Genomic DNA, 23,577 nt, shown 5'->3' with positions numbered 1-23,577 from the left:
TTTCTGTCAGAGGAGGACCGTCATGCAACCCCATCAGATCGTATCGCGCGAGCAATGGATCGCGGCTCGCAAAACCCTTATGGCGCATGAGAAGGAGCTCACAGCGGCGCGCGAGCGCCTCGCCGAGGAGCGCCGCGCGCTGCCCTGGGTCAAGGTCGACAAGGACTACGTGTTCGACGGACCGAACGGCAAGGTGACGCTCGGCGATCTCTTCAAGGGGCGTCCGCAGCTCGTCGTCCAGCACGTGATGTTTGCGCCCGACTGGGAGGCGGCCTGCAAGAGCTGCTCATTCTGGGCCGACGGTCTTGATCGCATGGTGCCGCACCTGGCCGCGCGCGACACCGCGACGGTCGCGATCTCGCTGGCGCCGATCGCAAAGCTCGAGGACTTCAAGACGCGGATGGGCTGGACGTTCGACTGGGTTTCGTCGGGAACCAACGACTTCAACCGGGATTACGGCGTGACGTTCTCGCCAGAGCAGATCGCCACGGGCAAGCCGATGTACAATTTCGGCACCACGCCGTTCTACGGTCCCGAGCTGCCCGGCATCAGCGTGTTCTACCGCAACGAGGCCGGCGAGATCTTCCACACCTATTCCTGTTTCGCCCGCGGCCTCGACATGATGAACGCCGCCTATCAGTACCTCGACCTCACCCCGCTCGGCCGTCACGAGGAGGGGCTGCCCTACCCGATGGACTGGGTGCGCCTGCGCGACCAGTACGAGCCGCAGGCGGCGAAGGATGCGTGCTGCCACGGGTGAGGGGAGGGAACGGCTCTCTCAGTGCAATCAGTGTTGAGAGAGCACTCAGTCTGTCCCCAACGTCGTCCTGGCGAAAGCCAGGACCCATACCGCGGGATCTATCGATGGCGCTCGGTCGTAGTCCCGAACGACGAGACTTCGCCAAACTCCTCCCTGGGGTAATGGGTCCTGGCTTTCGCCAGGACGACATCGAAGGGTGGGGCGCCGCCGATGCCCAACGGCCTCACCGCTTCGCGTCCGCCTGCTCCGTCCCGTTGCACGAGATCAGCATCGTGTAGGGCCGCGCGTTGCCGGCGATGTCGGTGGTCTTGAGCTCGCTCTTCGGCTCGGCGGTCTGGTAGGGCACCACGGAATTGTCGAGGAAGTCGCGCAGCACGCCGGTCTTGATGGCGAAGTTGATGTTCTCGGGAATGTTGCCGGTCGCTACGGCGATGCGGAGCGCGTCGACCTTTCCGGTGACGACGCCCACGATCTGCCCGGTGGCGTCGAACAGCGGGCCCCCGCTGTTGCCGGGCTGCACTGGCGCACTGATCTGCAGGAAGCGCGTGTCGTTGCGCAAGCCGCTGAGCGAGCTCACGATACCGGTCGTCACGGTGAGGTCCGAGGTCAGCATTCCATGGTAAGGAAAGCCGATCGCGATGACGGAATCGCCGGAGCGGATCGAGCGGTCGCGGATACGGGCAAAGTCCTTGAAAGCTGCCGTCGACGGCGCCTGCAACAAGGCGAGATCGTTGTTCGCATCGCTGGACACCACGCGCAGCGCCATCGAGGCCTCGCCGGTGAGGTTGCCCTTGATGTCGCCGACGCAGCCGTCGATCACATGGTTGTTGGTGACGATGTGGCCGTTCGCGCTGACCACGAAGCCGGTGCCGCTCTTCGTTCGAGCAGATTTGCCGCCGGTTGCCGGTGATGCCTGCTTGTCCGGCGCGGCCTGCGGCTTGGCGGCAATCTTTGTAAAATCGCCGGCCTTATCCAGGCCGTCGGCTTTGACTTTGGTTACGCAATTGGTAATCGCGGCCACCAAAGGCGCAGTTGACGTCAGGCTGAACTGAAAGGGCGTACCTCTCGCCACCGCCACCATCAGGCTCGCCTTCTGGAGCGCGCGGGCGACGTTGGTGGGCAGAACTGCCGAGACCATGACCTCGGAAAGTGCCGTTGCGAAGAGTCTCGCCTCGGCCTGGCCGTCGAAGGTTACGTCGATCGTGAGGTTCTCGCCCTTCTTGAAGCGAAATGCCGGATTGGCAGCCGACCAGCCACGAGCTGTTTGCATCCTGGCCAACAAGCAAGGTGACGCCGTTGGCGTAAGGTGTGCTTGCAGCGCAGTGTGAGAATGCGCCGGTCGAATCATTGGAATAGGCGCCGCCGGTCCAGTTGCCGACGCGGATCGCGCCGAAAGGCCCCGCCGCATGTGCCACCCCGGCCAGGATCGTCTGTAGCACGCACGCAACAACAGTCGACTTGAACATCTCCACGCCCCCGGAACGCCATTGACCCATCTTATCCGGCCAGTCCCCATTGACGCAACCGGCAGTTGTTCGGCCGGATCGTGTTTCCTCGGGTCAGCCTTCGGGCTTGCGCTTACTTTGTAATGCGATATACTTTGCAATACAAAGTAACGCGTCCGACAAGCGTGGGTGGAGCGAGGTTCTGGCGTTGCCGATGCGCGATCTCGACAAGGCACTGGCCGACATCGTGGCGATCCGCAGTCAGATTGCGGCCGGCACGGCGTTCCGTGGCTACGGACCGGCGACCATGGCCGCGACCGGCGCCGTCGCGCTGATCACGGCGATCCTGCAATTCTGGCTGCTCGGTGACCCCACCGGCGAGCCGCTCGGCTTCTTCTTCGGCTGGTTCGTCGCCGCCGTGCTCTCCGTCCTGGTGATCGGGATCGAGATGCGCGCGCGTTCACGCCGCCATCATTCCGGCCTTGCCGACGCCATGATCCACCAGGCGGTCGAGCAGTTCCTCCCCGCAGGCGTTGCCGGCGTGCTGCTTGCGGTGGTGATGTGGAAGTTCGCGAGTGAGACTCTGTGGCTGCTGCCGGGTCTGTGGCAGATCCTGGTGTCGCTCGGCATCTTCGCCTCCGTCCGCTCGCTGCCGCGCACCGTCGCGCTCGCCGGCGCCTGGTATTTCGTTTCAGGCTTCGCGGTCGTGGTGCTCGCGAGCCAAACCCACACGCTGTCACCATGGACCATGGGCCTGCCTTTCGTGATCGGCCAGTCGGTGATGGCGGGTATTCTGTATTTTGCGTCCGGAGACCACGATGTCGAAGACTGACAGCGCGCCTTTTTCCTATGAAGGGCTCGACCGCGTCATCCACGAGAAGGCGAGGCTCGGGCTTCTGACCTCGCTGATGGCGCATCCGAAGGGGCTGGCGTTCGCCGACCTCAAGCAGCTCTGCGGCCTGACCGACGGCAATCTCAGCCGGCATCTTGCCGTGCTCCAGGAGGCCGGCCTCGTCGAGGTGACCAAGGGCTATGAGGGCAATCGCCCGCACACCACTTGCCGCCTGACCAAGGCCGGCCGCCGCCGCTTCCTCGATTACCTCGCCGTGCTCGAGCGGCTGGTGCGCGACGCCGCCAAGGCCGCCGGCCGCGAGGCGCCAACGCTCGGCCGCCTCGGTATCGTCTCGACCTGATCGTCCTTTTTTGACCGGAGACTTTGCAATGCAAAGTGAACTTGCGCCCCGCAACGAGAAGCTTCATGTCGGCATCATCATGGACGGCAACGGACGATGGGCGACGCGGCGCGGTCTGTCGCGCGTGCGCGGCCACGAGGCCGGCGTCGAGACGATCCGCCGCATCGTCGAGGCCGCGCCGAAGCAGGGCATCGGCACGCTGACGCTCTACGCGTTCTCGACCGACAATTGGCGAAGGCCGAAGGCCGAGGTCGCCGCGCTGATGACCCTGCTGCGCTTCTATCTCGCCAATGAGGTGCAGAGCCTGGTGAAGAACGGCGTGCGCCTCACCGTGATCGGCCGCCGCGACCGGCTGCCCGACGGCATCGCCAATGCGATTGCGCGCGCCGAAGCGGCCACCGCCCACGGCAGCACGCTTCACTTGCGCATCGCCGTCGATTATTCCGCGCGCGATGCCATCCTCAACGCCGCGGCAAAGGCGGCGGCGCTGACCAGCCTCACCCGCGAAGCGTTCTCGCAGCTCGTCACCGGCGAGGCCGGTTTGCGCGACGTCGATCTCATCATCCGCACCTCGGGCGAGAAGCGGCTGTCGGACTTCCTGCTGTGGGAAGGCGCCTATGCCGAGCTGCACTTCACCGAGCGGATGTGGCCCGAATTCGACGCGGGCGATCTCGCCGAGGCCCTCGCCGCGTTCCACGGCCGCGAGCGACGCTTCGGCGGCCTCCAGGCCATCATGCCCGAGGAGGTGCCGTCACTCTCCCGTGTGTGACGTGCGGCACAGGGAAACGAGCTGTTCGTTTTCAGCCGCATGATTGGCAGCGATGTCCAAGCGCTGCGTGCACGGTCTCGGCTAGGTCTGCGGTCCACGCAACCTGCCGAGAGCGTCACGCATGCTACAGCACCTTCCGGGGGCCGTCGTCGCGCCGGTTGAACCGGCCGAAGCGAAGGGCACGGTCTGCATCAGGACCGCCAGTGCATCCGACGTGGAGAACCTGTCGGTCTATTTCACCGGCCTGTCCACGACATCGCGCAACAAGCGTTTCATGGGTGCGCGCGCCGACCTCGCCGTGGTCGCAGCCGAATGCGTGGCGAAGGCCGACCGTCCGGGTCACTTCACCCTGCTCGCCGAGTTCGGGCAGGAGGGGCAGCGCACCATCATCGGCGAAACGCACTACGCCTACGATGCGGCCGCACGGCACGGCGAATTTGCCATCTCGGTCGCCGATGCGTTCCAGCGCATGGGCCTTGGCCTCCGGATGATGACGGCGATGGAAACGCGCGCGATCGATCTCGGCCACGAGATGATCGCCGGCGAGACCGCGCGAACCAACGCGGAAATGCGCGGCCTGGCGAAGAAGGCCGGGTTCAGGGATACCGGGCTCGGCGACTGGCAGTCGGTTCACCTCGCCAAGCACCTGTCGCGATAGCCATACGCAGGTTGAATTGCCGCGTGGCGCGGATCGTGCTCTAGTATCCCTCGGGTATCCCCAGCGATGGGAGCTTTCGGCGATGCGCGCAGTTTTGGATCATTGCACCGGCGGAACGGAGCGGCAGGTCAAGGCCGGCACGTCGGTCGTCACCGAGGGTGGCACCAGCAGCGGCCACCTCTACGTGCTCGTCGAGGGCAAGCTCGAAGTGCTCAAGAGCGACACGGTGGTCGCTATCATCGCCGAGCCCGGCGCCGTGTTCGGCGAGATGTCCGTGCTGCTTGGGCTGCCGCACACCGCGACGGTGCGGGCCAGCTCGGATTCGGTCATCTATGAGTTCGAGGACGCGGCGTCATTCCTCATCCAGAAGCCGGAGGTGGCGCTGCTGCTCGCGCGCACGCTGGCGCAGCGGCTCAATGCCGCCAATACCTATCTTGCCGATCTCAAGCGGCAATATGCCGGCCACGGCACGCACCTGGCCATGGTCGGCGAAGTGCTTCAGAGCATGATCAACCTGCCGCCGCTTGAGGTTTCGCCAGGCTCGGATCGCCAATCTGATCCAAGAATGTAAGCCAGTCCGGCGGTGCCTCGACAAAGGCTGCCGGCCGCTTCAGCGGCGCGTCGAGGTCGATCCACTGCGCCTCGCCCGCCGCCAGCCAGAACGCCTTGTTGGCATCGAGATCCAGCACGATATGCGTCGGCGGCCGGCCCGGTTGCAGGCCCGCGTTGAAGACCCAGGTCTGGCCCAGCCGGTCGAACCACGAGCCATCGGTAATGAAGGGCGACTGGTGCACATGGCCCGAAATCATGATCGACGGCTGATACTGCATGATCCACTGCACCACCTCGACATCGCCGAAGAAGCGCTTGCCGCCCCAGCTCGTCGGCGAATTCGCCGGCGGCGCGTGATGCGCCCAGATCCAGCGCTGCGGCCGGTTCGCCGCGGCATCGCGGAGCTGGTCGGCGATGCGCTGCTTGACCAGTGGTCCATCCCACCACGGGCACACCGTGAACAGGGTGTCGCCGATGGTGAGGCTGTCGCCGTCGCAGGCAATGCCGAGCTCCCGCACCTCCGAGATCCAGCGCGAGATCTTCTCCCCCTCCGCACTGCGCTCGTCGAGGTCGTGATTGCCGGAGCAGAGGATCACGCGGGTCTTTCCGGCAAGCAGCGCGAGGTATTTTTTCACCACCACGATCTGCGCGCGAAAGTCCACCATCGAGCCGATGTCGAGCGCATCGCCGGCGAAGATCACCAGGTCGAATTGCGGCGCCGCGCTGACCAGCCAGTCGAACTGCGGCAGCGCGTAGTGCAGGTCAGCCACGACCAGGCAGCGCATTTGAAATCCGTTCGCGAGATTGAAAATGTCTGGGAATTCCAAAACGGCAAAAAAGCAAGAAGCAGACCAGCACGGCCGCCCCTTCGCGTCAATCCAATGAGGGCGAGCATGCCGCGGCGTCTCGCGGTATGCAAGGCGCCCGGCGTCGCAGGTCTGGACCGGGCCATCGAATTCTGCTGTCGTGGCGCACCCTCAACCGCGCGTGTCCGCATGACCTCCTTCAAGACCATTCGTGCCCGCGCCGAGAAGCGCAAGGGCGGCCCCAAGGCGCTGGACAGGCTGATGCCTGACAAGCCCGACCTCAAGCGCCTCGCGAAGCTCGGCGACGACCGCATCCTCGCCGAGATGACCAAGCGGGTGTTTTGCGCGGGCTTTGCCTGGAGCGTGATCGATTCGAAATGGGACGGCTTTGAAGAGGCCTTCCTGCGTTTCCAGCCGGCCAAGCTGACCTTCCAGCCGGAAGACTATTGGGAAGGCCTGCTGCGCGATGTGCGCATCGTGCGCATCGTGCGCAACGGCGCCAAGATCATGTCGGTGCGCGACAACGCCGCCTTCGTCCAGGCGATCGCAAAGGAGCACGGCAGTTTCGGCAAGTTTCTGGCGAAGTGGCCGTCGTCCGACGAGATCGGCCTGCTCGATCTCCTCACCAAGCGCGGCAGCCGGCTGGGCGGCAACACCGGCCAGATGCTGCTGCGCTTCGTCGGCTGGGACGGTTTCGTGACCTCCAAGGACGTCGTGGCCTGCCTGCGCGGTGCCGGCCTCGATATCGGCGAAGAGGTGAAGTCGAAGGGCGATCTCGCAAAAGTGCAGGCGCAGTTCAACGCCTGGGCCGAGGAGACCGGTCTGCCCTACACATATCTGTCACGCATCTGCGCGCTCTCGGTCGGCGAGGTCAGAGGCGAGCATTAGGTCACGAGGAGCAAGGAGAACAAAAATGGCAAAAGCCTATTGGGTCGCCACCTACCGCGCGATCAAGAACCCCGACGCCATGGCGGCCTATGCCAAGCTGTCGCGCCCGGCGATCGAGGCGGCCGGCGGCCGTGTGCTCGCGCGCGGGATACCGGCTGCGGCCTTCGAGCTCGGCCAGATGGAACGTGTCGTTCTCATCGAGTTCGACAGCGTCGAGCGCGCCAAGGCCGCGTATGCGAGCCCGGCCTATCAGGCCGCTCATGATTTGCTCGGCGACGGTGCGGACCGCGACATCCGGATCGTCGAAGCCGCCGATTAGAGCCGCGCACAGGCAGATCGTGGACATCGTGTGGCGATCCCGTGCCGTGAGCGCGGCAGATGCCACGCGCGATCACGAAATACATTTCACCGGAACATTTGCGCGCAGCATCCGTTCGGAAATTTGAGCCAGGCGAACCAGGGCGCAGGGAACGCCCGCTCTGGCCCAAATCAATGAAACCCGAAACGACAGAAACGGAGCAGCGCATGAAGCTCACATCCGCGCAGGTGAAGCAGACCATCACGCAACTCGGCGCCCAGGTGCTGCCCGACGAGCATCCCGCCGTGCCCCAGCTCAACAGCATGTTCGGTGAGCACACCTTCTTCGTCGACGAAAGCGGACTCAAGGTCCTCGAGCCCACCCCGTCGCCAGGTGCAGAACGCGAGACCGGCGAAGTCGTCAGCCTCGCCGACTGGGCCGATGCAGACCTGACACGCCTGACGGCGCACGAGCCCGAGCCGACCGGCGTGATCGTGGTGTTCGAGCAGATGAAGCATTGATTGGTGCGGGCCGATCGACACTTCTATTGGTGGCGGGTTTGAAAAATCCCGTCACCGTATCGCGAATGGCCGTATTTGCTGCCTCTACGATAGGTTTGGAGACGCGTCGCGGACAAAGAGGTCGCGTTCGCTGAGCGCCCTGTCCATCCGGTTCAGATGCCGAAAGTCAGCTGCGGCTCCGGATCATCCCCGTCCTGGAGGGCAGACAGCGATACGCCTAAGAGCCGCACGCGCTTGGGCAGCGGCATCTCGACCTCGAGCAGGCCGCAGGCCAGCCGCTCCAGATCGTCCCGGCCCGCAACCGGTGTTGGTGCGGACCTGCTACGTGTGATGATCTCGAAGTCGGCAAATTTGATCTTCAAGGTGACGGTGCGGCCGCGGTTGCCGGTCGCCTCGCAATGGCGCCAGACCTTGTCGACGAGAGGCTTGAGCTCGGCCACCAGCGCGTCGAATTCGTCGAGGTCGGTTGAGAACGTGTTCTCCGCGCCGATGGATTTGCGGATCCGGTTGGCCCGGACCGGACGTTCGTCGACGCCGCGTGATATCCAATAGTAATAGGCGCCAGACTTGCCGAAATTGGCGTTCATGAACTCCAGCGTCTGGTTACGCATGTCGCGACCGGTAAATATGCCGAGCGCATTCATCTTCGCACTGGTCGCCGGGCCAATCCCGTGGAACTTGCCGACGGGCAGCGCTTCGACGAAGGCGGGTCCCATCTCCGGAGAGATCACGAACTGACCGTTGGGCTTGCGATGATCGGAGGCGAGCTTGGCCAGAAACTTGTTGTAGGAGATGCCGGCCGAAGCGTTGAGCCCCGTCTCGGCCTTGATCTTCTCGCGGATCCGCAGCGCGACGTCGCGCGCGAGCGGGATTCCTTGCAGGTTTTCCGTCACGTCGAGATAGGCCTCGTCGAGCGACAACGGCTCGATGATCGGCGTGTGCCCGGCAAAGATGTCGCGGATCTGTCTGGAGATCGCCTTGTAGACCTCGAAGCGCGGCTTGACGAAGATCAGATCGGGGCATTGCCGCTTCGCAGTCACCGAGGGCATGGCAGAGCGAACGCCGAACTTGCGGGCCTCGTAGCTGGCGGCCGCGACGACGCCGCGTTCGGCGGAGCCTCCGACCGCGACCGGCTTGCCACGCAGGTCCGGATTGTCGCGCTGTTCCACGGACGCATAGAACGCATCCATGTCGATATGGATGATCTTGCGCACCGGCGAAGTGTCGCCAGTCACCGTGTCGGATTCGCTCATGGAAGGATGATACAATCGCGCAAGGAGAAGCGCGAGATCGTGAGCAATTGGTTCCCGGCCACGCGTGTCGGAAGCTCCGGAATGAAACAGCTCATCCAGGGGCTTGCAGACTCTCAGGCTTGTGAGTGGCAAGCATGGGCACGCGATCTAATATGAGCCCGCGGAGGACAGCCCATGCAATACAGCTCCGAGCTCATTCAGACGATGCGTCAAGCGCTGGAGACCGTGATGGCGAGCGTACCGGCCCATCAATCGGTCTTTGGTCTGAAAGCGGCTGTGGCCGAATGCATCCTGAAGGCCGCCGCACACGGCCAGACGTCCTACGACGGGCTGGTTACGTCCGCCTCGGATCAGATCCAGGCGATGATCTCGATGCTCAGCTAGGCGCTGGCGTAAAGACGGCCACAAGGCTGGCGCACCCGACACGATTCGAACGTGTGACCTTTGCCTTCGGAGGGCAACGCTCTATCCAGCTGAGCTACGGGTGCAGTGGGGCCTCATTTAGCCGATTGGCGAGGGGCGGGCAACCGCTTCCGCCGTGTTCGGCCAGGCTGATTTGCGGGCAATGCGGCCAGGAACCGGCAGGCTGTCGCGGCCAAGCCGTTTTGCCGCATAAGGCGCCTTGTCGGCCAGGCCCAGCAGCGGGTCGGGGGTGCCGTCGGCCTCGCCGGGAATGTGGCTGGCGACGCCGACGCTGAGGTGCGTGATCGCCGGCTCCCTTGGCGCCATGGGCGATCCGCAAGGCCATGACGGCGATGCGGATCTCGCCATCTCAGGCCACCGCCGCCACCGGCATGGCATCGCTCGGGCCGAACAGCTTTCGCACCTCGCTGGCCGGCTTCGGCGCGCTGAACAGATAGCCCTGCATCTCGGTGCAGCCGAGCGCGCGCAGCAGCTCGCGCTGGGCTTCGGTCTCGACGCCCTCGGCGACCGTGGTCATGTGGCTCGCGGCGGCGATGTTCACCACCGCCTGCACGATCACCGGCGCGCCGCTCGTCTCCGCGATGTCGGCGACGAAGCAGCGGTCGATCTTGATCTTGTCGAACGGGAAGCGCTTCAGATAGCTCAGCGAGGAGTAGCCCGTGCCGAAATCGTCGAGCGCGATGCGCACGCCGATCGCGCGAAGCTGGTGCAGGATCGAGAGCGCCGCCTCGTCGTCGCGGATCAGCACGGCCTCGGTGATCTCGAGCTCGAGCCGGCGCGGATCGAGCCCGGAGGCGGCGAGCGCGCCGGCGATCCTGAGCGCCAGCGTGTCGCATTTGAGCTGCACCGGCGAGACGTTGACCGCAACCCGCACATGCGACGGCCAGGTCGCGGCTTCGTTGCAGGCCATGCGCAGCACCCAGTCGCCGAGCTCGTTGATCAGGCCGGTATCCTCGGCGATCGGAATGAACTCCGCCGGCGAGATCCCGCCGCGTTCGGGATGGCGCCAGCGCAGCAGCGCCTCGCAGCCGGAGACCTCGCCCGAGCGCAAATCGACCAGCGGCTGATAGTGGATCTCGAAGCCGCCGTTCACCAGGGCCTGACGCAAATCCTGCTCCATGGTCAGGCGCGCCTTGGCGCACGCGTCCATTTCCGGCTCGAAGAAGCGGTGGGTGCGGCGTCCCTCGGCCTTGGCGCCGTACATCGCGAGGTCGGCGTTCTTGATCAGCTGGTCGAGATCGTTGCCGTCCTGCGGCGCCAGCGCAATGCCGATGCTGGCATCGGTGGAGAGCTGGTGGCCGAAGCAGTGATAGGGCTGCCGGATCGCCTCGTAGATCCGCGTCACGAAGGACAGCACGTCGGCACGGGACTGGATGGCGGTCTGGATCACCGCGAACTCGTCGCCGCCGAGCCGCGCGATCAGATCACTCTTCTTGAGGCAGCCGCGGAGGCGGGTGGCGATCGCCTTCAACAGCTCGTCGCCGACGTGATGGCCGAGCGAATCGTTGATGCCCTTGAATTCGTCGACGTCGATGTAGAGCAGCGCAAACTGCCCGCCGTCGGCGACCTTCGCCAGCTCGCGTTCGATCTGCTCGCGAAACAACGTGCGGTTCGGCAGGTCGGTCAACGCATCGTAATGCGCCATATGCGCGATCTTCTCGTGGGCGCGCCGCCGCTCGGTGACGTCCTCGACGACATTGATGATGTAGCGCGGCTCGCCGGACTTGTCGCGAATGCCGATCCGGGTCGAGGTGATGTAGCGCCGTCCTGTGGTCGGGGTAGTCCAGACGTGCTCATCCAGAAACAGTCCGTCCGGAGATTGCAGCAGCTTGTCGTCGTCCCGGGTGACGATCTCGGCGGCGTCCGCCGGGTAAAGGTCGAACGCGGTCTTGCCGACGATCGTCTCGGGGAATGCGCCGAGTTGTTCCTCGGCCACGTGGTTGGCCAGGAGGTAGCGCCGCGTCCGGGCGTCCTTCACGGTGATGCGCGAGGGAATATGGTCGATGATCTCGCGCAGGAAGGTGTGGTTGCGATCGCGCTCCTGTTCCAGGCCGCGGCGCTCCGTGATGTCCTCGATCGTGGCGACCCATCCGCCCTGCGCGAGCGGCGTGTTGATGACCTGGAAGGCGCGGCCGTTGGCCAGCTGATGAGTTCGCGTGGAGACCGTGCCTTCGGCGACGATCCTCATGACGTCGGCGCAAAATTCCTCGACATCGCCGTCAAACGCGTCACGTTCCTTGCGATGGTACATCGCCTCGCGGATGTGACAGCCGGGCTTGATGACGTCGTGGGAGAGGCCGAACATGTCGGCGTATTGGCGGTTGCAGGTGACGATGTATCCGGCGGCATCGTACAGGATCAGCCCTTGCGACATGTTGTTCAAGGCCGTGTCGAGCCGCAGCCGCTCCGATTCGATCCGCGCCTGGGCTTCGCGGTTCTGCCGGTTGATCTGGCGGATGATCAGAAAGAGGATCAGCGTGATCACGGCGGCCGATAGCGCGGCGGTCGTGACCATGAAGCCGGTCTGCTGCCGCCAGTCGGCAAGCGCCGCGTCCGTTGTGTTGGTGGCAACGATGACCAGCGGGAAATGCTTCAGCGACACGGCCGAGCCGAGCCGCTCCTCGCCGTCGACCGGGCTCCTGACGCGAAGCGTTTGCTGGCCGCCCTTGGTCAGCACCTTGTGCATCAGCGGCGCAGTCTTGAAGCTCCTGCCGATCAGCTCCTCGACATGCGGATAGCGCGCCAGCATCTTGCCTTCGCGATCGAACAGCGAGATGGCAGTGCCTGCGGCGAGCGCCACCGATGCGAAATAGTTCTGGTAGCTGTCAGGATCGATCCGCCGGACCATCGCGCCGACGAACGTGCCGTCCGGCAGGCTCAGCCGTCGTGCGACGACCGTGGTCCATTTGCCGATGATGAAGCTGCGGACGGATTCCAGGATGACCGATTCGGCCATCGGATCGGATTTGAACGTCTGGAAGTAGGCGCGCGATGAGATGTTGATCTTGGGCAGCGGCTGGGCCCGCGACCAGTTGATCAGTTCGCCGTCGACATCGTAGATCGCGATGTCGCCGAGATAGGAGACCGAGCTGATCTTGCTGCGCAGCATCTGGTTTGTGGCAGAGCCGGACATGCGCTCGCGGAACATCGCGGGCGAGGTGATCCCCGGCAGGTTCATCTGCCCGATCAGATCGGCGGCGACGACGTCGGAATCCTCGAATTGCTGATCGAAATGCCGCGCGATCAGCTGCACCGTGTTTTCCAGCTCGCGCTCGCGGTTGACGAGGGTTCGCTCGCGGAATTCGCCGACGGCCATGGCGGTCACGGCGAAGATCCCTGCCACCAGCAGCGCGCCGCACAGGGTCAGCCACAGGACAGGACCACGCCGCGCCAAGGCCGCCCAGCCGTTCTTCGCGGCTAAGGACATTCCGGCTGCTACCGTGGAAAAGACCTGGCGCATTCCCCCTCCCTGGAGGAACACGAATACACCGCACAAATGGCGTAAACCTTAGGAAAGCCAGTTACCTAAGCATTAATGCGGTTGTGCGGTCCCGGCCGCATGCAGCGGGGCGGGAATCGCTCCGCGGTTGCGCGATGCGCGCAACAATCGCTGCGCTGCATCGTTAGCGGCGGCTTAATGCGAGGTGCCCGCGCTCTTGTCACCGCCGCGATTGCGCAGCCGTCCGACCACGCCGGTCGGGAAGAAGTAGACGCTGGCAATGAACAGCAGCCCGAGCCACAGCAGCCAGCGGTCGGGATGCAGGAGTCCCGGCAGCAGCGGCAGCCCGGCTTCCGACGCTGCCTTGGAGGCGACTCCCATCAGCGATTGCAGGTAGTTCTGCGCGAGGATGAAGATGGTGGCGCCGATGATCGCGCCGTAGATCGTGCCCATGCCGCCGATCACCACCATCAGCAGGATGTCGAGCATGATCGAGAAGCTGAGCGAGGTGTCGGGGCCGGCATAGCGCAGCCACAGCGCATTCAGGATCCCGGCGCTGGCGGCGACGAGGGCCGCGAGGCAGTTGGCGTAGGTCAGGTGGAACACGGTGCGGAAGCCGAGCGCTTCGGCGCGGAAACGGTTCTCGCGAATCGCCTGCAGCACACGCCCGAACGGCGAGTTCACCACGCGCAGCAGGGCGAGGATCATCACGGCCGATATGGCGAACACGAGGTAGTAGGTGAGGATGCGGCCGTTGACCTCGAAGCCGAACAGGTTCCTGGAGATCAGCACCGTGCCGGGGCGCAGCAGTTCGGGCAGCTGGAAGCTGCGGCCATCCTCGCCGCCGGTCAGCCAGGACAGTTGCGAAGCCAGTACCTGGAAGGCAGAGGCGACCGCCAGCGTGATCATGGCGAAGAAGATCGCCGCGACCCGCAGCGAGAACAGTCCGATCGCGAGCGCGAGCAGCGCGGCGAGCGGCAGGCCGACGACGATGCCGGTTGCGACCGCGGCCCAATTCGGACCCATCCCGTACAGCGCGATCGCGATCGCGTAGCTGCCGATGCCGTAGAACATGGTGTGGGCGAACGACACCGAACCGGTATAGCCGAGCAAGAGGTCGTAGGAGGCGACCAGCGCGGCGAAGACGCAGATCTTGGCCGCGACGTTCAGCGCCTTGGCACCCGGGAACAGGAACGGCGTCGCCGCCAGCGCCAGGATGATGAGGACGAGGACGAGCGTGAGCACGCGGCTGCGCGGCGGATCGCCGGAGAGGATCATCATCGGCTGGTCACCGCATAGAGGCCGCGCGGCCGCCACATCAGGACGGCGACCATCAGCAGGATGTTGGACACGAGGGCGAGTTTCGGCACCAGGAAGCCGCCGTAATTGGCGACCATCGCCACCAGGATCGCGCCGATGAAGCAGCCGCCGATCGACCCGAGCCCGCCAATGATGACGACGATGAAGATCAGCACGGTGAGGTCGTCGCTCATGGAGGCGTGGACCTGCTCGCGGTAGAGCGCCCACATCACGCCGCCGAGGCCGGCGAGCGCGGAGCCCGTCATGAAGACGCCGAGGAACAGGCGGCGGATGCGATAGCCGAGCGCCTCGACCATCTCGCGGTTCTCGACGCCGGCGCGGATCAGCAGGCCGAGCTTGGTGCGGTTGAGCACGAGCTGGATCGCGATGAAGACGGCAAGGCCGATCAGTGTCGCCAGCACGCGGTACTTGGCAATCGCGACGTCGCCGAAGATGAAGGAGCCGCGTAGCGAAGTGGGCAGCGGCATCGGGATGATCTGCGGCCCCCACAGCGCATAGAGCGCCTGCTCGGCGACGATCAGGCCGCCGGTCGTCATCAGGATCTGCTTCAGGTGCTGGCCGTAGACCGGCAGGATCAGCCCGCGCTCGACGATCAGGCCGAGCGCGCCGGACACCGCCATCGACAGCAGCGCGGCCGGCGCCAGCACCGCGAGGTTCGTCCAGAGCGAATCGGCCTGAATGGAAGCCGCGAACGGTGCCAGCACCAGGGTTGCGACATAGGCGCCGACGGCGATGAAGGCGCCGTGGCCGAAATTGAGCACGTCCATCAGGCCGAACACCAGCGTCAGCCCGGAGGCCATGATGAAGATCATCATGCCCATGGCGAGGCTCGCGGCGGTCAGCGTCAGCCAGGTGCTGGGCGAGCCGACCAGCGGGATCACCAGGAGGGCGAGCGCGACCGGCAGCAGGATCGGCGCGATGTCGCGCTTCGGCTTCGGCAGCGGATCGTTTGCGGCAAGTTCTGTCACTGATGCGCCTCCAGGCTCAGGCCGAGCAGCCGCTCCTGCAGCGGCACGTCGGCGGCGAGTGCCGCCATCTCGCCGCGATGGACGATGGTACCGTTGTCCATGACCAGCACGTTGTCGCCGAGCTCGCGCGCGGCAAAGAAATTCTGCTCGACCAGGAGGATCGTCGCGCCCTTGCGCTTGATCTCCTTCAGGCACTCGATCAGCGCCATGACGATAGCGGGCGCCAGCCCCTTGGTCGGCTCGTCGATCAAGAGCAGCTTGCGCGGCTCGATGATGGCGCGCGCGATCGACAGCATCTGCTTCTGCCCGCCGGAGAGGCTTCCCGCGCGCGACAGCCAGAACCGGCGCAGCGCCGGAAAGAAGCCGAAGATCCAGTCGAGCTGGGCGTCGTCGAGCGGCCCGTCGCGCGCCGCCAGCACGAGGTTCTCCTTCACCGTGAGATCGGAGAACACCGCCATGCTCTCGGGCACGTAGCCGACGCCGAGCCGGGCGATGTCGGGCGTGGCGCGGCTCTCGATGCGCATCCCGGCGAGGCTGATCTCGCCCTTCGAGGCCTGCCAGAGGCCCATGATGGTGCGCAGCGTCGTGGTCTTGCCGGCGCCGTTGCGGCCGAGCAGCATCGTAGTCTGTCCCTGCGGGACCGTAAGATCGATGCCCTGGAGAATGTGGTAGCGGCCGATATGGGTGTGCACGCCGGAGAGTTTGAGTAGATCGGTCATGCTGCACTCTTCGGAGCGACGCCGAGATAGGCCTCCTGCACGATCGGCGAGGCGATCACCTCGGCCGGCGGCCCGTCGGCGACGAGCTGGCCGTTATGCAGCACGATGATGCGGTCGGCGAGCGAGCGCACCACGTCCATCTTGTGCTCGACGAGCAGAATGATCTTGCTCCTGTCCTGCTTGAGCTGCGCGATCAGGTTGAGCACGACAGGCACCTCGTCGATGCTCATGCCCGCGGTCGGCTCGTCGAACATGAACACCTTCGGCTCCAGCGCGATCATCAGCGCGACCTCGAGCTTGCGCTGGTCGCCATGCGACAGTGCGGTCGCGGCGACGCCGCGGCGGCTACCGAGCGCGACCTGGTCGAGGATGGCGTCGGCGCGCGCGATCAGGTCGCGGCGGACCATCCACGGCCGCAGCATGTCGTAATGGGTGCCGTTCGCCGCCTGCACTGCGAGGCGGACGTTTTCCTCGACCGACAGATTCGGAAAGAGATTGGTGAGCTGGAAGGCGCGCCCGAGGCCCGCACGGGTGCGCAGCGGCGCGGAATGCTGGGTGATGTCGGTACCGTCGAACAGGATGCTGCCGTGTGAGGCACGCAGCTGGCCCGAGATCAGGTTGAAATAGGTGGTCTTGCCGGCGCCGTTCGGCCCGACGATGGCGGTGAGCTCGCCCGGGCGGAACGTGCAGGAGACGTTGTTGACCGCGACGTGGCCGCCAAAGCGGATGGTGAGGTCGCGGGTTTCGAGAGTCAGCGGCATTCGATGTCTCGGCCGAGTTTGGCGAATAGAATGGAGATGTATCCGCGATCACGCTGCGCTCCCTCCCCCGCTTGCGGGGGAGGGTTGGGGAGAGGGTGTCTCCGCGGGCGAGAACCTCCAAGAGGAAAGAGCCCCCACCCGGCCTCCCCCGCAAGCGGGGGAGGCGAAGTCAAACAGCTCAGCGCTTGTTGCGGACGGGGACGTCCATGTCCTCGATCTTCAGCTCGCGCACCGGCTCGAGCACGGCCCAGGCGACGTTCGGATCGACCTTGACCTTGAAGTGATACATGCTCTGGAGCGCCTGATGGTCGTCCTTCCGGAACACCATCTTGCCCTTCGGCGTATCGAACTCCAGGCCTTCCATCGCCGTGATCAGCTTCTCGGTGTCGGTCGACTTCGCCTTGGTGACGGCAGCGACGACGGACATCGCGGCGGCGAAACCGCCCGCGGTGAAGAAGTCCGGCGGTGCGTTGAAGCGCTTCTGGTGCTCGGCGACCAGCCAGTCGTTCACCGGATTCTTCGGGATCTCGTGGAAGTAATAGGTCGCGCCTTCCATGCCGGGCAGGCCCTTGTAGGCGGCGAGCGCCGGCAGGATGTTGCCGCCGGTGGAGAGCTCGATGCCATAGCGCTTCGGATCCATGTCCTGGAGCTTGGCCAGCGGATTGCCGGCGCCAGCCCAGATCACCCAGATCACCTTGCGGCCCGGCTTGTCCTTCAGCGCGTCGAACAGGCGCTGGCCGACCGCGGTGAAGTCGGTGGTCGAGGTCGGGGCATATTCTTCGGCAGCGAGCGTCGCGCCGGTCTTGGCGAGCGCCTCCTTGAAGGCGGCGACGCCGTCGCGGCCGAAGGCATAGTCCTGCGCCAGCGTTGCAACGGTGACGCCCTGCTTGCCGATCGCGACCGCGTTCGAGATCGCGTCCTGCGAGGAGTTGCGCGCGGTACGGAAGATGTAGCGATTCCACTTCTCGCCGGTAATCTGGTCCGCGACCGCCGGCTCGACGATCAGGATCTTCTTGTTCTCCTCGGCGACGGGGAGAATGGCGAGCGCTGCTGCCGACGAGGTCGTGCCGATCGCGATATCAGCCTTGTCGTCCTGATAGGCTTCCGCGAGCGCGGCCTTGGAGAGGTCCGGCTTGCCCTGGTCGTCCTTGGTGATGACGACGATCTTGCGGCCGTCGAGCGTCATCGTGCCCTTGGTGGCGTATTCGAAGCCCATTTGCAGGCCGGTCTCGGTCTGCTTGGCGTAGGCCTCGAGCGGACCGGTCTTGCCGTAGATCAGTGCGACCTTGAGGTCGTCGGCCTGTACGGAGGTGCCCGCGGCGAGGGCGAGGATGGTTGTTGTTATGATGAGTGATCGACGCACGATGGTCCCTCCTGATTCAAAATTTCTCGGTAACAGCGATTTGCACAACGTTACGAACATTGCAATTCAACCTTCCGGCGGACTGCGCCGGCACATCAACATGCATCATTTTTAGGCCTGCCGTGTCATGCGCGTGTCGCCGGATGCGGCGGGGCTGCCGGCCGACTCGATCTGCCGCCAGTCCGACCGCGCCTCTTCCGCGCTCTCGAAGATGTGCGGCGCGACGCCGCGCTTCTCCAGGGCTTCGCCGAGCTTGATGCGCAGGAAGCCCGACGTGGTGTAGCGCGACACACCGGAATAGAAGCGGTCGACGAGACTGCGCACCATGGCCGAATAGTCGTCCATCAGTTCCGGCAGGATCGAGAAGTTGTCGTAATTGACGATGGCGTAGACCCGGCGGCCGAGCGGGGCGAGCCTCGCCTCGACGAGGGCCGCGATCGCGTCGATCTCGGTCTTGCTGCGCAACGGATAGCGCTCCAGGTTGACGAAGAACAGGTTCTGCTGCTCGTCCAGGGTGAAGCGCTGGTCGAGTGGAATGGTCAGCAGCCGCTCGCGCAGGTCCATGGGGCCGTCGCGGAAGATGCGGGCGTCCATCAGGACGGGGTCGCGCGGGATCAATGGCTTGAAATCCATCAGGCGCAGGATGTCGCGCTCGATGTCGATGCCGGGCGCTATTTCCATGAGTTCGATCCCGTCGGGCCGCAACGCGAAGACGCAGCGCTCGGTGACATAGAGCACGCGCTGCCCCCGTGCCGCGGCGAAGGGGCCGCTGAAGGTGACGTGCTCGACGCTGTCGACGAATTTACGCGACCTCGCCTCGTCGAGGATGGCGAGCTTCCCGTCGTTCACCGCGATGCGCTGCTTGCCGGCGCCGAACGTGCCGACGAAGACGACCTCCTTGGCGTTCTGGCTGATGTTGATGAAGCCGCCGGCACCGGCGAGTTTCGGTCCGAACTTGCTGACATTGAGGTTGCCGGCGCGATCGGCCTGGGCGAGCCCGAGGAAGGCGGCATCCAGGCCGCCGCCGTCGTAGAAGTCGAATTGATACGGCTGGTCGATCACCGCCTGGGTGTTGATCGCGGCGCCGAAATCGATCCCGCTCGCCGGGATGCCGCCGATCACGCCGGGCTCCGCCGTCAGCGTGATGAGGTCGATGATCCGCTCTTCGTTCGCGACCGAGGCGATTCCTTCGGGCATGCCGATGCCGAGATTGACGACGCTGTTGGCCTTGAGCTCGAGGGCGGCGCGCCGGGCGATGATCTTGCGCTCGCTGACCGGCATCACCGGCAGGGACGCGGCGCGGACGCGGATCTCGCTCGAGAAGGCCGCATTGTATTGCGTGCCGAAAGTCTGCCAATGGTTCTCCGGCTTCGCCACGACGACACAATCGACGAGGATGCCGGGAATCTTGACCTGGCGCGGATTGAGGCTGCCGCTCTCGGCAACGCGCTCGACCTGGGCGATGACGATCCCGCCGGAATTATGCGCCGCCATGGCGATCGCCAGCGCTTCCAGCGTCAGCGCCTCCTTCTCCATGGTGAGGTTGCCGTCGGGATCGCCGGTCGTGGCGCGAATGATCCCGACCTGAATCGGAAACGTCCTGTAGAGCAGGCATTCTTCGCCGCCGATCTTGATCAGCTCGACCATGTCCTCGGTGGTGCGCGCATTCAGCTTGCCGCCGCCATTGCGGGGGTCGACGAAGGTGCCCATGCCGACGCGGGTGATGTGCCCGGGCCGGTGCGCCGCGATGTCGCGGAACAGGTGCGTGATGACGCCCTGCGGCAGGTTATAGGCCTCGATCTGGTTGGCGATCGCAAGCTGCTGCAATTTGGGCGCAAGGCCCCAGTGCCCGCCGATCACCCGCCGAACGAGGCCTTCATGGGCGAAATGGTTGACGCCGCGATGCTTGCCGTCGCCCTGGCCGGCGGCATAGACCAGCGTCAGATTGTGCGGCTTGCCTTGCGTGTAGGGCGCGTCACCCTCGTTGGAGAGATAGAGCTCCTCCAGCGCCACGGCGATCTCCTCGGCAAAGCCAATGCCGACGAAGCCGCCGGTCGCGACGGTGTCGCCGTCGCGGATCAGCATGACGGCTTCCGCCGCGGTGACGACTTTGCCCTTCTCGGCGTTGCGCAGGTAGGGCAAGGCAGGATGCTGGCTCATGGCATTCCCTCCCGTGTCTGTTGCGGACCGCATGCCCGTTCTTCTCGCTTGGCCTTATTCGTATCGCGTGGAGCGGCTGGCGACCAGCCGCTCCAGCGTCGCGGGGTGTCGCGCTCAGCCCATTCAGGGCTGAGCGATCTTGCGGGTTTCGGTGGCGAAATAGACCGAGACGATGGTGATGATCGCCAGCGCGATCATGTAGAGCGAGATCGGCCAGGTTGCCGGCGCGTACGCCGTCATCAATCCCGTCGCGATCAGCGGCGACAGCGCGCCGGCGAAGATCGAGGCGAGGTTGTAGCCGAGCGAGACGCCGCTATAGCGCACCTTGGTGCCGAACAGCTCCGACAGGAAGCTCGCCTGCGGGCCGTACATCGCGGCGTGGCCGATGGCGAGGCCCAGCACGATCGCGATCCAGGCATATTGCGGGTTCTTGGTCGAAAGCAGCATGAACAGCGGGAACGACATCAGCGCGGAGAATACCGCGCCGAAGATGTAGATCGGCCGCCGCCCGAGCCGGTCGGAGAGCGCGCCGAAGGCGGGAATGGTGAAGGTCTCGATCGCCGCGCCGATCAGCACGCCGTTGAGCATGTCCTGCTTGTTCATGCCGAGCGATTGCGTCGCATAGGCCAGCACGAAGGTCGCGTAGATGTAGAAGAAGCCGTTTTCGGCAAAGCGCGCGCCCATCGCGAGCAGGATGTTCTTGGGGTACATGCGGATCGCCTCGAGGATCGGCATCTTGACCTCTTGCTTGGTGTCCTTGACCTTCTGGAACTCCGGCGATTCCGCGATGGTGAAGCGGATCCAAAGGCCGACCAGCACCAGCGCGATCGAGAACAGGAACGGGATGCGCCAGCCCCAAGAAAGAAGCTGTGCGTCGGTCAGCATCGCGGACACCACCGAGAACACCAGCGTGCCGAGCACGAGGCCGAGCGGCGCCCCGAGCTGCGGCCAGCTGCCGTAAAATCCCTTCTTGTCCGCCGGCGCATGCTCGACCGCCATCAGCACCGCGCCGCCCCATTCGCCGCCGAGACCAAAGCCCTGGATCAGCCGGCAGGTCACCAGCAGGACCGCGGCCCAGATACCGGCGGTCTCGTAGGTCGGCAGGAAGCCGATCGCCGCGGTCGCCGCGCCCATGATCAGCAGGGTCAGATAGAGCATGGTCTTGCGGCCGATCTTGTCGCCGTAGTGGCCGAACACCACGCCGCCGAGCGGACGCGCGATGAAGCCGAGCGCGTAGGTCGCGAACGCCAGCAGCGTTCCCATCATGGGGTCGAAGGTCGGGAAGAACAGCTTGTTGAAGATCAGCGCCGCGGCGGTGCCGTAGAGGAAGAAGTCGTACCACTCGATGGCCGTGCCGATCAGGCTCGCGGTGGCGACCGTCACGTGCGAGGGCTGTCTCGCCTCAAGCTGATGGACTGAGATCGCTTCACTCATCTTGCGTCCTCCCTGGTTGCGAATGCGCATGTGCAGCACGCGTCATTGTGCAGAGCGAAGAGCAAGCTCCGCGCCAGATGCCACAGGTTTGCGCAAAATGGCTGAAAACCCAGCAGATTCAGCGGCGGCTCCGGGAAGGAACGGCAGCGCGCCGTGTCAGGAATCCGAGACTCCGGACACGCGATGTCTCGCAATTCAGACGGATGCGGCTCCCGAGGCGAGGCCGAACTTCGCGAGCTTCTTGTAGAAGGTCGCGCGCGAGATCTGGAGCATCTTGGCCGCTTCCGAGATCTGGCCGTTGCTGGCGGCGAGCGCCTGTTCGAGCGTGTGTTTCTCGAACTCGGCCTCGGCTTCCGCATAGGGCAGGACGAGCCCGGCCGGCCGCGATGGTGCCGTGGGCGCCGTCTCCGCGCCAACGGGGAGAATGCGATCGAAGTCGTCGCTGGTGAGGCGTCCCGAATCGCTCAGGATCAGCGCGCGTTCCAGGATGTTGCGCAGTTCGCGGACATTGCCGGGCCAGCCATAGCGCGCAAGCGCAGCCAGGCCGCTCGGCGTGATCCTGGCATTGAGGTAGTCGCCGGATGCGCTGATGTCGTCGAGCAGCCGTCCACAGATCTCGGGCAGGTCGTCCAGGCAGTGGCGCAGGGGTGGCAGCACGATCGAGAGCACGTTGAGCCGGTAGTAGAGATCCGCCCGGAATGTCCCCTCGCTGACCCGCTTGTGCAGGTCGACATTGGTGGCCGCAATCACGCGCACGTCGACCCTGGTGACCTTGTCGGAGCCGAGTGGCTCGATCTCGCGCTCCTGCAGCACGCGCAGCAGCTTGGCCTGCAATTGCAGCGGCATCTCGCCGATTTCGTCGAGGAACAGCGTGCCGCCGTCGGCGATCCGGAATTTTCCGTCGCGACCCTTGCGGTCCGCGCCGGTATAGGCGCCCGGCGCGGCGCCGAAGAACTCCGATTCGATCAGCGTATCCGGGATCGCCGCGACGTTGACGCTGACGAACGGCTTTTCGGCGCGGGCGGACGCGTTGTGGATGGCCTGCGCCATCATTTCCTTGCCGGTGCCGGTCTCCCCGGTGAGCAGAACGGTGACGCTCTGGCGCGCGGCGCGCGCTGCAAGCGTCTTGGCCTGTGCGATGCCTGCGGTTGCACCGACATAGTCGTCGAACGTGAACCGGGCGGCCCGCGCATGCGACAATTGCCGCCGCGCCAGCCGCAAATCGTTTTCGAGCTGGGCGACGCGACCGAGCAGTGGCTTCAAGCCCTCGAGGCGGTCGTAAAGCACGAAGCCGATCGCGCCGATGATATTCCCTTTCTCGTCCTCGATCGGCATGCGGGTCACGACGAGTTGCTCGCCGCCGAGCTCCATGATGTCGAGGATGATCGGTTCACCCGTTTCCACGACCCTTCGCATCAGGCTGTTGGGGATGACCTCCTCGATCGGGCGGCCGAGCGCCTCGGATTCATGCGAGAGGCCCATCGCGGTGACGTATTTCTCGTTGACATACACCACGCGTCCGCTGCGATCGATTGCGATGGCACCCTCGCACAGATGCTCCAGTCGCTCGAACAGCGTCTCCATGGCGCGTGCGCGGATATAGGCGGGATCGCTGACGACGGAAGAGGGACCGGACATGGCGTGCCTCGCGGGAAGCCCGCCTGTTTATTACCAAAAGGGCAGTAATTTCAAAGGGCGAAAACGGGGCTGGCTCCGAACTTGCCGTCGTCCGGCCTAGTGCGCAATTGCGCACGGGGGGCCGGGACCCATAGCCACAGGGAGTGGTTTGGCGATGACAAGTGGTTACCAGCCCGCCTCACGACTACGCCCTCGGAGTATGGGTCCCG

The 23,577-nt window shown here is 65.0% G+C and carries 22 protein-coding genes, 1 tRNA gene and 1 pseudogene; 10 read left to right on the top strand and 14 right to left on the bottom strand.

The window, feature by feature from the left end:
* Positions 1-22 precede the first annotated feature (22 nt).
* Positions 23-760, top strand: coding sequence for a DUF899 domain-containing protein (locus tag XI08_RS45770; RefSeq protein ID WP_271579473.1), 738 nt, complete (start codon positions 23-25; stop codon positions 758-760).
* Positions 761-983: 223 nt separating this feature from the next.
* Here the strand turns inward: XI08_RS45770 and XI08_RS45765 are convergent.
* Positions 984-2,226: pseudogene (locus tag XI08_RS45765) on the bottom strand (S1C family serine protease).
* A 193-nt stretch (positions 2,227-2,419) separates the two neighbouring features.
* Between XI08_RS45765 and XI08_RS45760 the strand changes: the two are divergent.
* The 5 genes from XI08_RS45760 to XI08_RS45740 all read left to right on the top strand — a co-directional run bounded on the left by XI08_RS45760 (position 2,420) and on the right by XI08_RS45740 (position 5,396).
* Complete coding sequence (locus XI08_RS45760) at positions 2,420-3,037, top strand: hypothetical protein (protein ID WP_027542100.1); 618 nt, start codon at positions 2,420-2,422, stop codon at positions 3,035-3,037.
* Entirely contained in the window at positions 3,024-3,398 is a 375-nt protein-coding gene (locus XI08_RS45755) for a transcriptional regulator (RefSeq protein WP_271579472.1), read from the top strand. The genes XI08_RS45760 and XI08_RS45755 overlap by 14 nt, the downstream gene beginning before the upstream one ends.
* Before the next feature lie 28 nt (positions 3,399-3,426).
* On the top strand, positions 3,427-4,167 hold the full coding sequence (locus XI08_RS45750) for a di-trans,poly-cis-decaprenylcistransferase (RefSeq protein WP_092190578.1): 741 nt from the start codon (positions 3,427-3,429) through the stop codon (positions 4,165-4,167).
* A 121-nt stretch (positions 4,168-4,288) separates the two neighbouring features.
* A complete protein-coding gene (locus XI08_RS45745) occupies positions 4,289-4,825 on the top strand; it encodes a GNAT family N-acetyltransferase (protein ID WP_271579471.1) in 537 nt (178 codons plus the stop codon).
* Positions 4,826-4,907: 82 nt separating this feature from the next.
* Positions 4,908-5,396, top strand: a complete 489-nt coding sequence (locus tag XI08_RS45740) for a Crp/Fnr family transcriptional regulator (RefSeq protein WP_027542104.1) — start codon at positions 4,908-4,910, stop codon at positions 5,394-5,396.
* Here XI08_RS45740 and XI08_RS45735 read toward each other — a convergent pair.
* Positions 5,335-6,162, bottom strand: a complete 828-nt coding sequence (locus XI08_RS45735; protein WP_271579470.1) for a metallophosphoesterase family protein — start codon at positions 6,160-6,162, stop codon at positions 5,335-5,337. The genes XI08_RS45740 and XI08_RS45735 overlap by 62 nt on opposite strands.
* A gap of 210 nt (positions 6,163-6,372) precedes the next feature.
* On the opposite strand from XI08_RS45735, the gene XI08_RS45730 reads away from it, so the two are divergent.
* The 3 genes from XI08_RS45730 to XI08_RS45720 all read left to right on the top strand — a co-directional run bounded on the left by XI08_RS45730 (position 6,373) and on the right by XI08_RS45720 (position 7,890).
* The gene (locus tag XI08_RS45730) at positions 6,373-7,071 is read left to right on the top strand and encodes a DNA-3-methyladenine glycosylase I (RefSeq protein ID WP_271579502.1); all 699 of its coding nucleotides are present in this window, start codon (positions 6,373-6,375) and stop codon (positions 7,069-7,071) included.
* A 25-nt stretch (positions 7,072-7,096) separates the two neighbouring features.
* Positions 7,097-7,390 carry a DUF1330 domain-containing protein gene (locus tag XI08_RS45725; RefSeq protein ID WP_271579469.1) on the top strand — a complete coding sequence of 98 codons (294 nt, stop codon included), beginning with the start codon at positions 7,097-7,099 and terminating at the stop codon, positions 7,388-7,390.
* Between the two features lie 206 nt (positions 7,391-7,596).
* Positions 7,597-7,890: a hypothetical protein gene (locus XI08_RS45720; RefSeq protein WP_027542108.1), complete on the top strand. Its 294-nt coding sequence runs from the start codon at positions 7,597-7,599 to the stop codon at positions 7,888-7,890.
* Between the two features lie 152 nt (positions 7,891-8,042).
* On the opposite strand, the gene dinB is transcribed toward XI08_RS45720, so the two are convergent.
* Positions 8,043-9,143, bottom strand: coding sequence for a DNA polymerase IV (dinB, locus tag XI08_RS45715; protein ID WP_271579468.1), 1,101 nt, complete (start codon positions 9,141-9,143; stop codon positions 8,043-8,045).
* 174 nt (positions 9,144-9,317) lie between these two features.
* Between dinB and XI08_RS45710 the strand changes: the two genes are divergently transcribed.
* A complete protein-coding gene (locus tag XI08_RS45710; RefSeq protein WP_271579467.1) occupies positions 9,318-9,527 on the top strand; it encodes a hypothetical protein in 210 nt (69 codons plus the stop codon).
* Positions 9,528-9,554: 27 nt separating this feature from the next.
* On the opposite strand, the gene XI08_RS45705 is transcribed toward XI08_RS45710, so the two are convergent.
* The 11 genes from XI08_RS45705 to XI08_RS45655 form a co-directional block, all read right to left on the bottom strand.
* Positions 9,555-9,631 (bottom strand) — tRNA-Arg (locus XI08_RS45705).
* Between the two features lie 13 nt (positions 9,632-9,644).
* The gene (locus tag XI08_RS45700) at positions 9,645-9,872 is read right to left on the bottom strand and encodes a hypothetical protein (RefSeq protein WP_271579466.1); all 228 of its coding nucleotides are present in this window, start codon (positions 9,870-9,872) and stop codon (positions 9,645-9,647) included.
* Between the two features lie 43 nt (positions 9,873-9,915).
* Positions 9,916-13,026: a bifunctional diguanylate cyclase/phosphodiesterase gene (locus XI08_RS45695; RefSeq protein WP_271579465.1), complete on the bottom strand. Its 3,111-nt coding sequence runs from the start codon at positions 13,024-13,026 to the stop codon at positions 9,916-9,918.
* Positions 13,027-13,200: 174 nt separating this feature from the next.
* The gene (locus tag XI08_RS45690) at positions 13,201-14,286 is read right to left on the bottom strand and encodes a branched-chain amino acid ABC transporter permease (protein WP_271579464.1); all 1,086 of its coding nucleotides are present in this window, start codon (positions 14,284-14,286) and stop codon (positions 13,201-13,203) included.
* A complete protein-coding gene (locus XI08_RS45685; RefSeq protein WP_271579463.1) occupies positions 14,283-15,293 on the bottom strand; it encodes a branched-chain amino acid ABC transporter permease in 1,011 nt (336 codons plus the stop codon). Before XI08_RS45685 ends, XI08_RS45690 begins: the two co-directional genes overlap by 4 nt.
* Positions 15,290-16,012: a branched-chain amino acid ABC transporter ATP-binding protein gene (locus XI08_RS45680; protein WP_027542115.1), complete on the bottom strand. Its 723-nt coding sequence runs from the start codon at positions 16,010-16,012 to the stop codon at positions 15,290-15,292. The genes XI08_RS45685 and XI08_RS45680 overlap by 4 nt, the downstream gene beginning before the upstream one ends.
* On the bottom strand, positions 16,009-16,773 hold the full coding sequence (locus tag XI08_RS45675) for an ABC transporter ATP-binding protein (RefSeq protein WP_135175082.1): 765 nt from the start codon (positions 16,771-16,773) through the stop codon (positions 16,009-16,011). The genes XI08_RS45680 and XI08_RS45675 overlap by 4 nt, the downstream gene beginning before the upstream one ends.
* Before the next feature lie 178 nt (positions 16,774-16,951).
* Positions 16,952-18,136, bottom strand: coding sequence for a substrate-binding domain-containing protein (locus XI08_RS45670; RefSeq protein ID WP_271579462.1), 1,185 nt, complete (start codon positions 18,134-18,136; stop codon positions 16,952-16,954).
* Positions 18,137-18,247: 111 nt separating this feature from the next.
* Entirely contained in the window at positions 18,248-20,296 is a 2,049-nt protein-coding gene (locus XI08_RS45665) for an acyl CoA:acetate/3-ketoacid CoA transferase (protein ID WP_271579461.1), read from the bottom strand.
* Positions 20,297-20,419: 123 nt separating this feature from the next.
* Complete coding sequence (locus XI08_RS45660) at positions 20,420-21,730, bottom strand: MFS transporter (RefSeq protein WP_271579460.1); 1,311 nt, start codon at positions 21,728-21,730, stop codon at positions 20,420-20,422.
* 195 nt (positions 21,731-21,925) lie between these two features.
* Positions 21,926-23,368, bottom strand: coding sequence for a sigma-54 interaction domain-containing protein (locus XI08_RS45655; protein ID WP_027542120.1), 1,443 nt, complete (start codon positions 23,366-23,368; stop codon positions 21,926-21,928).
* Positions 23,369-23,577: the final 209 nt, after the last annotated feature.

This window comes from Bradyrhizobium sp. CCBAU 11361 (assembly GCF_028128935.1).
GTDB lineage: Bacteria > Pseudomonadota > Alphaproteobacteria > Rhizobiales > Xanthobacteraceae > Bradyrhizobium > Bradyrhizobium niftali.
The sequence above is the reverse complement of the archived record's forward strand: the minus strand, read 5'-3'. Positions and strand labels throughout refer to the sequence as shown.

Coding starts and splice junctions, on each gene's coding strand:
- XI08_RS45770 (WP_271579473.1), top strand. CDS start 23: ATGCAACCCCATCAGATCGTATCGCGCGAGCAATGGATCGCGGCTCGC.
- XI08_RS45760 (WP_027542100.1), top strand. CDS start 2,420: ATGCGCGATCTCGACAAGGCACTGGCCGACATCGTGGCGATCCGCAGT.
- XI08_RS45755 (WP_271579472.1), top strand. CDS start 3,024: ATGTCGAAGACTGACAGCGCGCCTTTTTCCTATGAAGGGCTCGACCGC.
- XI08_RS45750 (WP_092190578.1), top strand. CDS start 3,427: ATGCAAAGTGAACTTGCGCCCCGCAACGAGAAGCTTCATGTCGGCATC.
- XI08_RS45745 (WP_271579471.1), top strand. CDS start 4,289: ATGCTACAGCACCTTCCGGGGGCCGTCGTCGCGCCGGTTGAACCGGCC.
- XI08_RS45740 (WP_027542104.1), top strand. CDS start 4,908: ATGCGCGCAGTTTTGGATCATTGCACCGGCGGAACGGAGCGGCAGGTC.
- XI08_RS45735 (WP_271579470.1), bottom strand. CDS start 6,162: ATGCGCTGCCTGGTCGTGGCTGACCTGCACTACGCGCTGCCGCAGTTC.
- XI08_RS45730 (WP_271579502.1), top strand. CDS start 6,373: ATGACCTCCTTCAAGACCATTCGTGCCCGCGCCGAGAAGCGCAAGGGC.
- XI08_RS45725 (WP_271579469.1), top strand. CDS start 7,097: ATGGCAAAAGCCTATTGGGTCGCCACCTACCGCGCGATCAAGAACCCC.
- XI08_RS45720 (WP_027542108.1), top strand. CDS start 7,597: ATGAAGCTCACATCCGCGCAGGTGAAGCAGACCATCACGCAACTCGGC.
- dinB (WP_271579468.1), bottom strand. CDS start 9,143: ATGAGCGAATCCGACACGGTGACTGGCGACACTTCGCCGGTGCGCAAG.
- XI08_RS45710 (WP_271579467.1), top strand. CDS start 9,318: ATGCAATACAGCTCCGAGCTCATTCAGACGATGCGTCAAGCGCTGGAG.
- XI08_RS45700 (WP_271579466.1), bottom strand. CDS start 9,872: ATGGCGCCAAGGGAGCCGGCGATCACGCACCTCAGCGTCGGCGTCGCC.
- XI08_RS45695 (WP_271579465.1), bottom strand. CDS start 13,026: ATGCGCCAGGTCTTTTCCACGGTAGCAGCCGGAATGTCCTTAGCCGCG.
- XI08_RS45690 (WP_271579464.1), bottom strand. CDS start 14,286: ATGATGATCCTCTCCGGCGATCCGCCGCGCAGCCGCGTGCTCACGCTC.
- XI08_RS45680 (WP_027542115.1), bottom strand. CDS start 16,012: ATGACCGATCTACTCAAACTCTCCGGCGTGCACACCCATATCGGCCGC.
- XI08_RS45675 (WP_135175082.1), bottom strand. CDS start 16,773: ATGCCGCTGACTCTCGAAACCCGCGACCTCACCATCCGCTTTGGCGGC.
- XI08_RS45665 (WP_271579461.1), bottom strand. CDS start 20,296: ATGAGCCAGCATCCTGCCTTGCCCTACCTGCGCAACGCCGAGAAGGGC.
- XI08_RS45660 (WP_271579460.1), bottom strand. CDS start 21,730: ATGAGTGAAGCGATCTCAGTCCATCAGCTTGAGGCGAGACAGCCCTCG.
- XI08_RS45655 (WP_027542120.1), bottom strand. CDS start 23,368: ATGTCCGGTCCCTCTTCCGTCGTCAGCGATCCCGCCTATATCCGCGCA.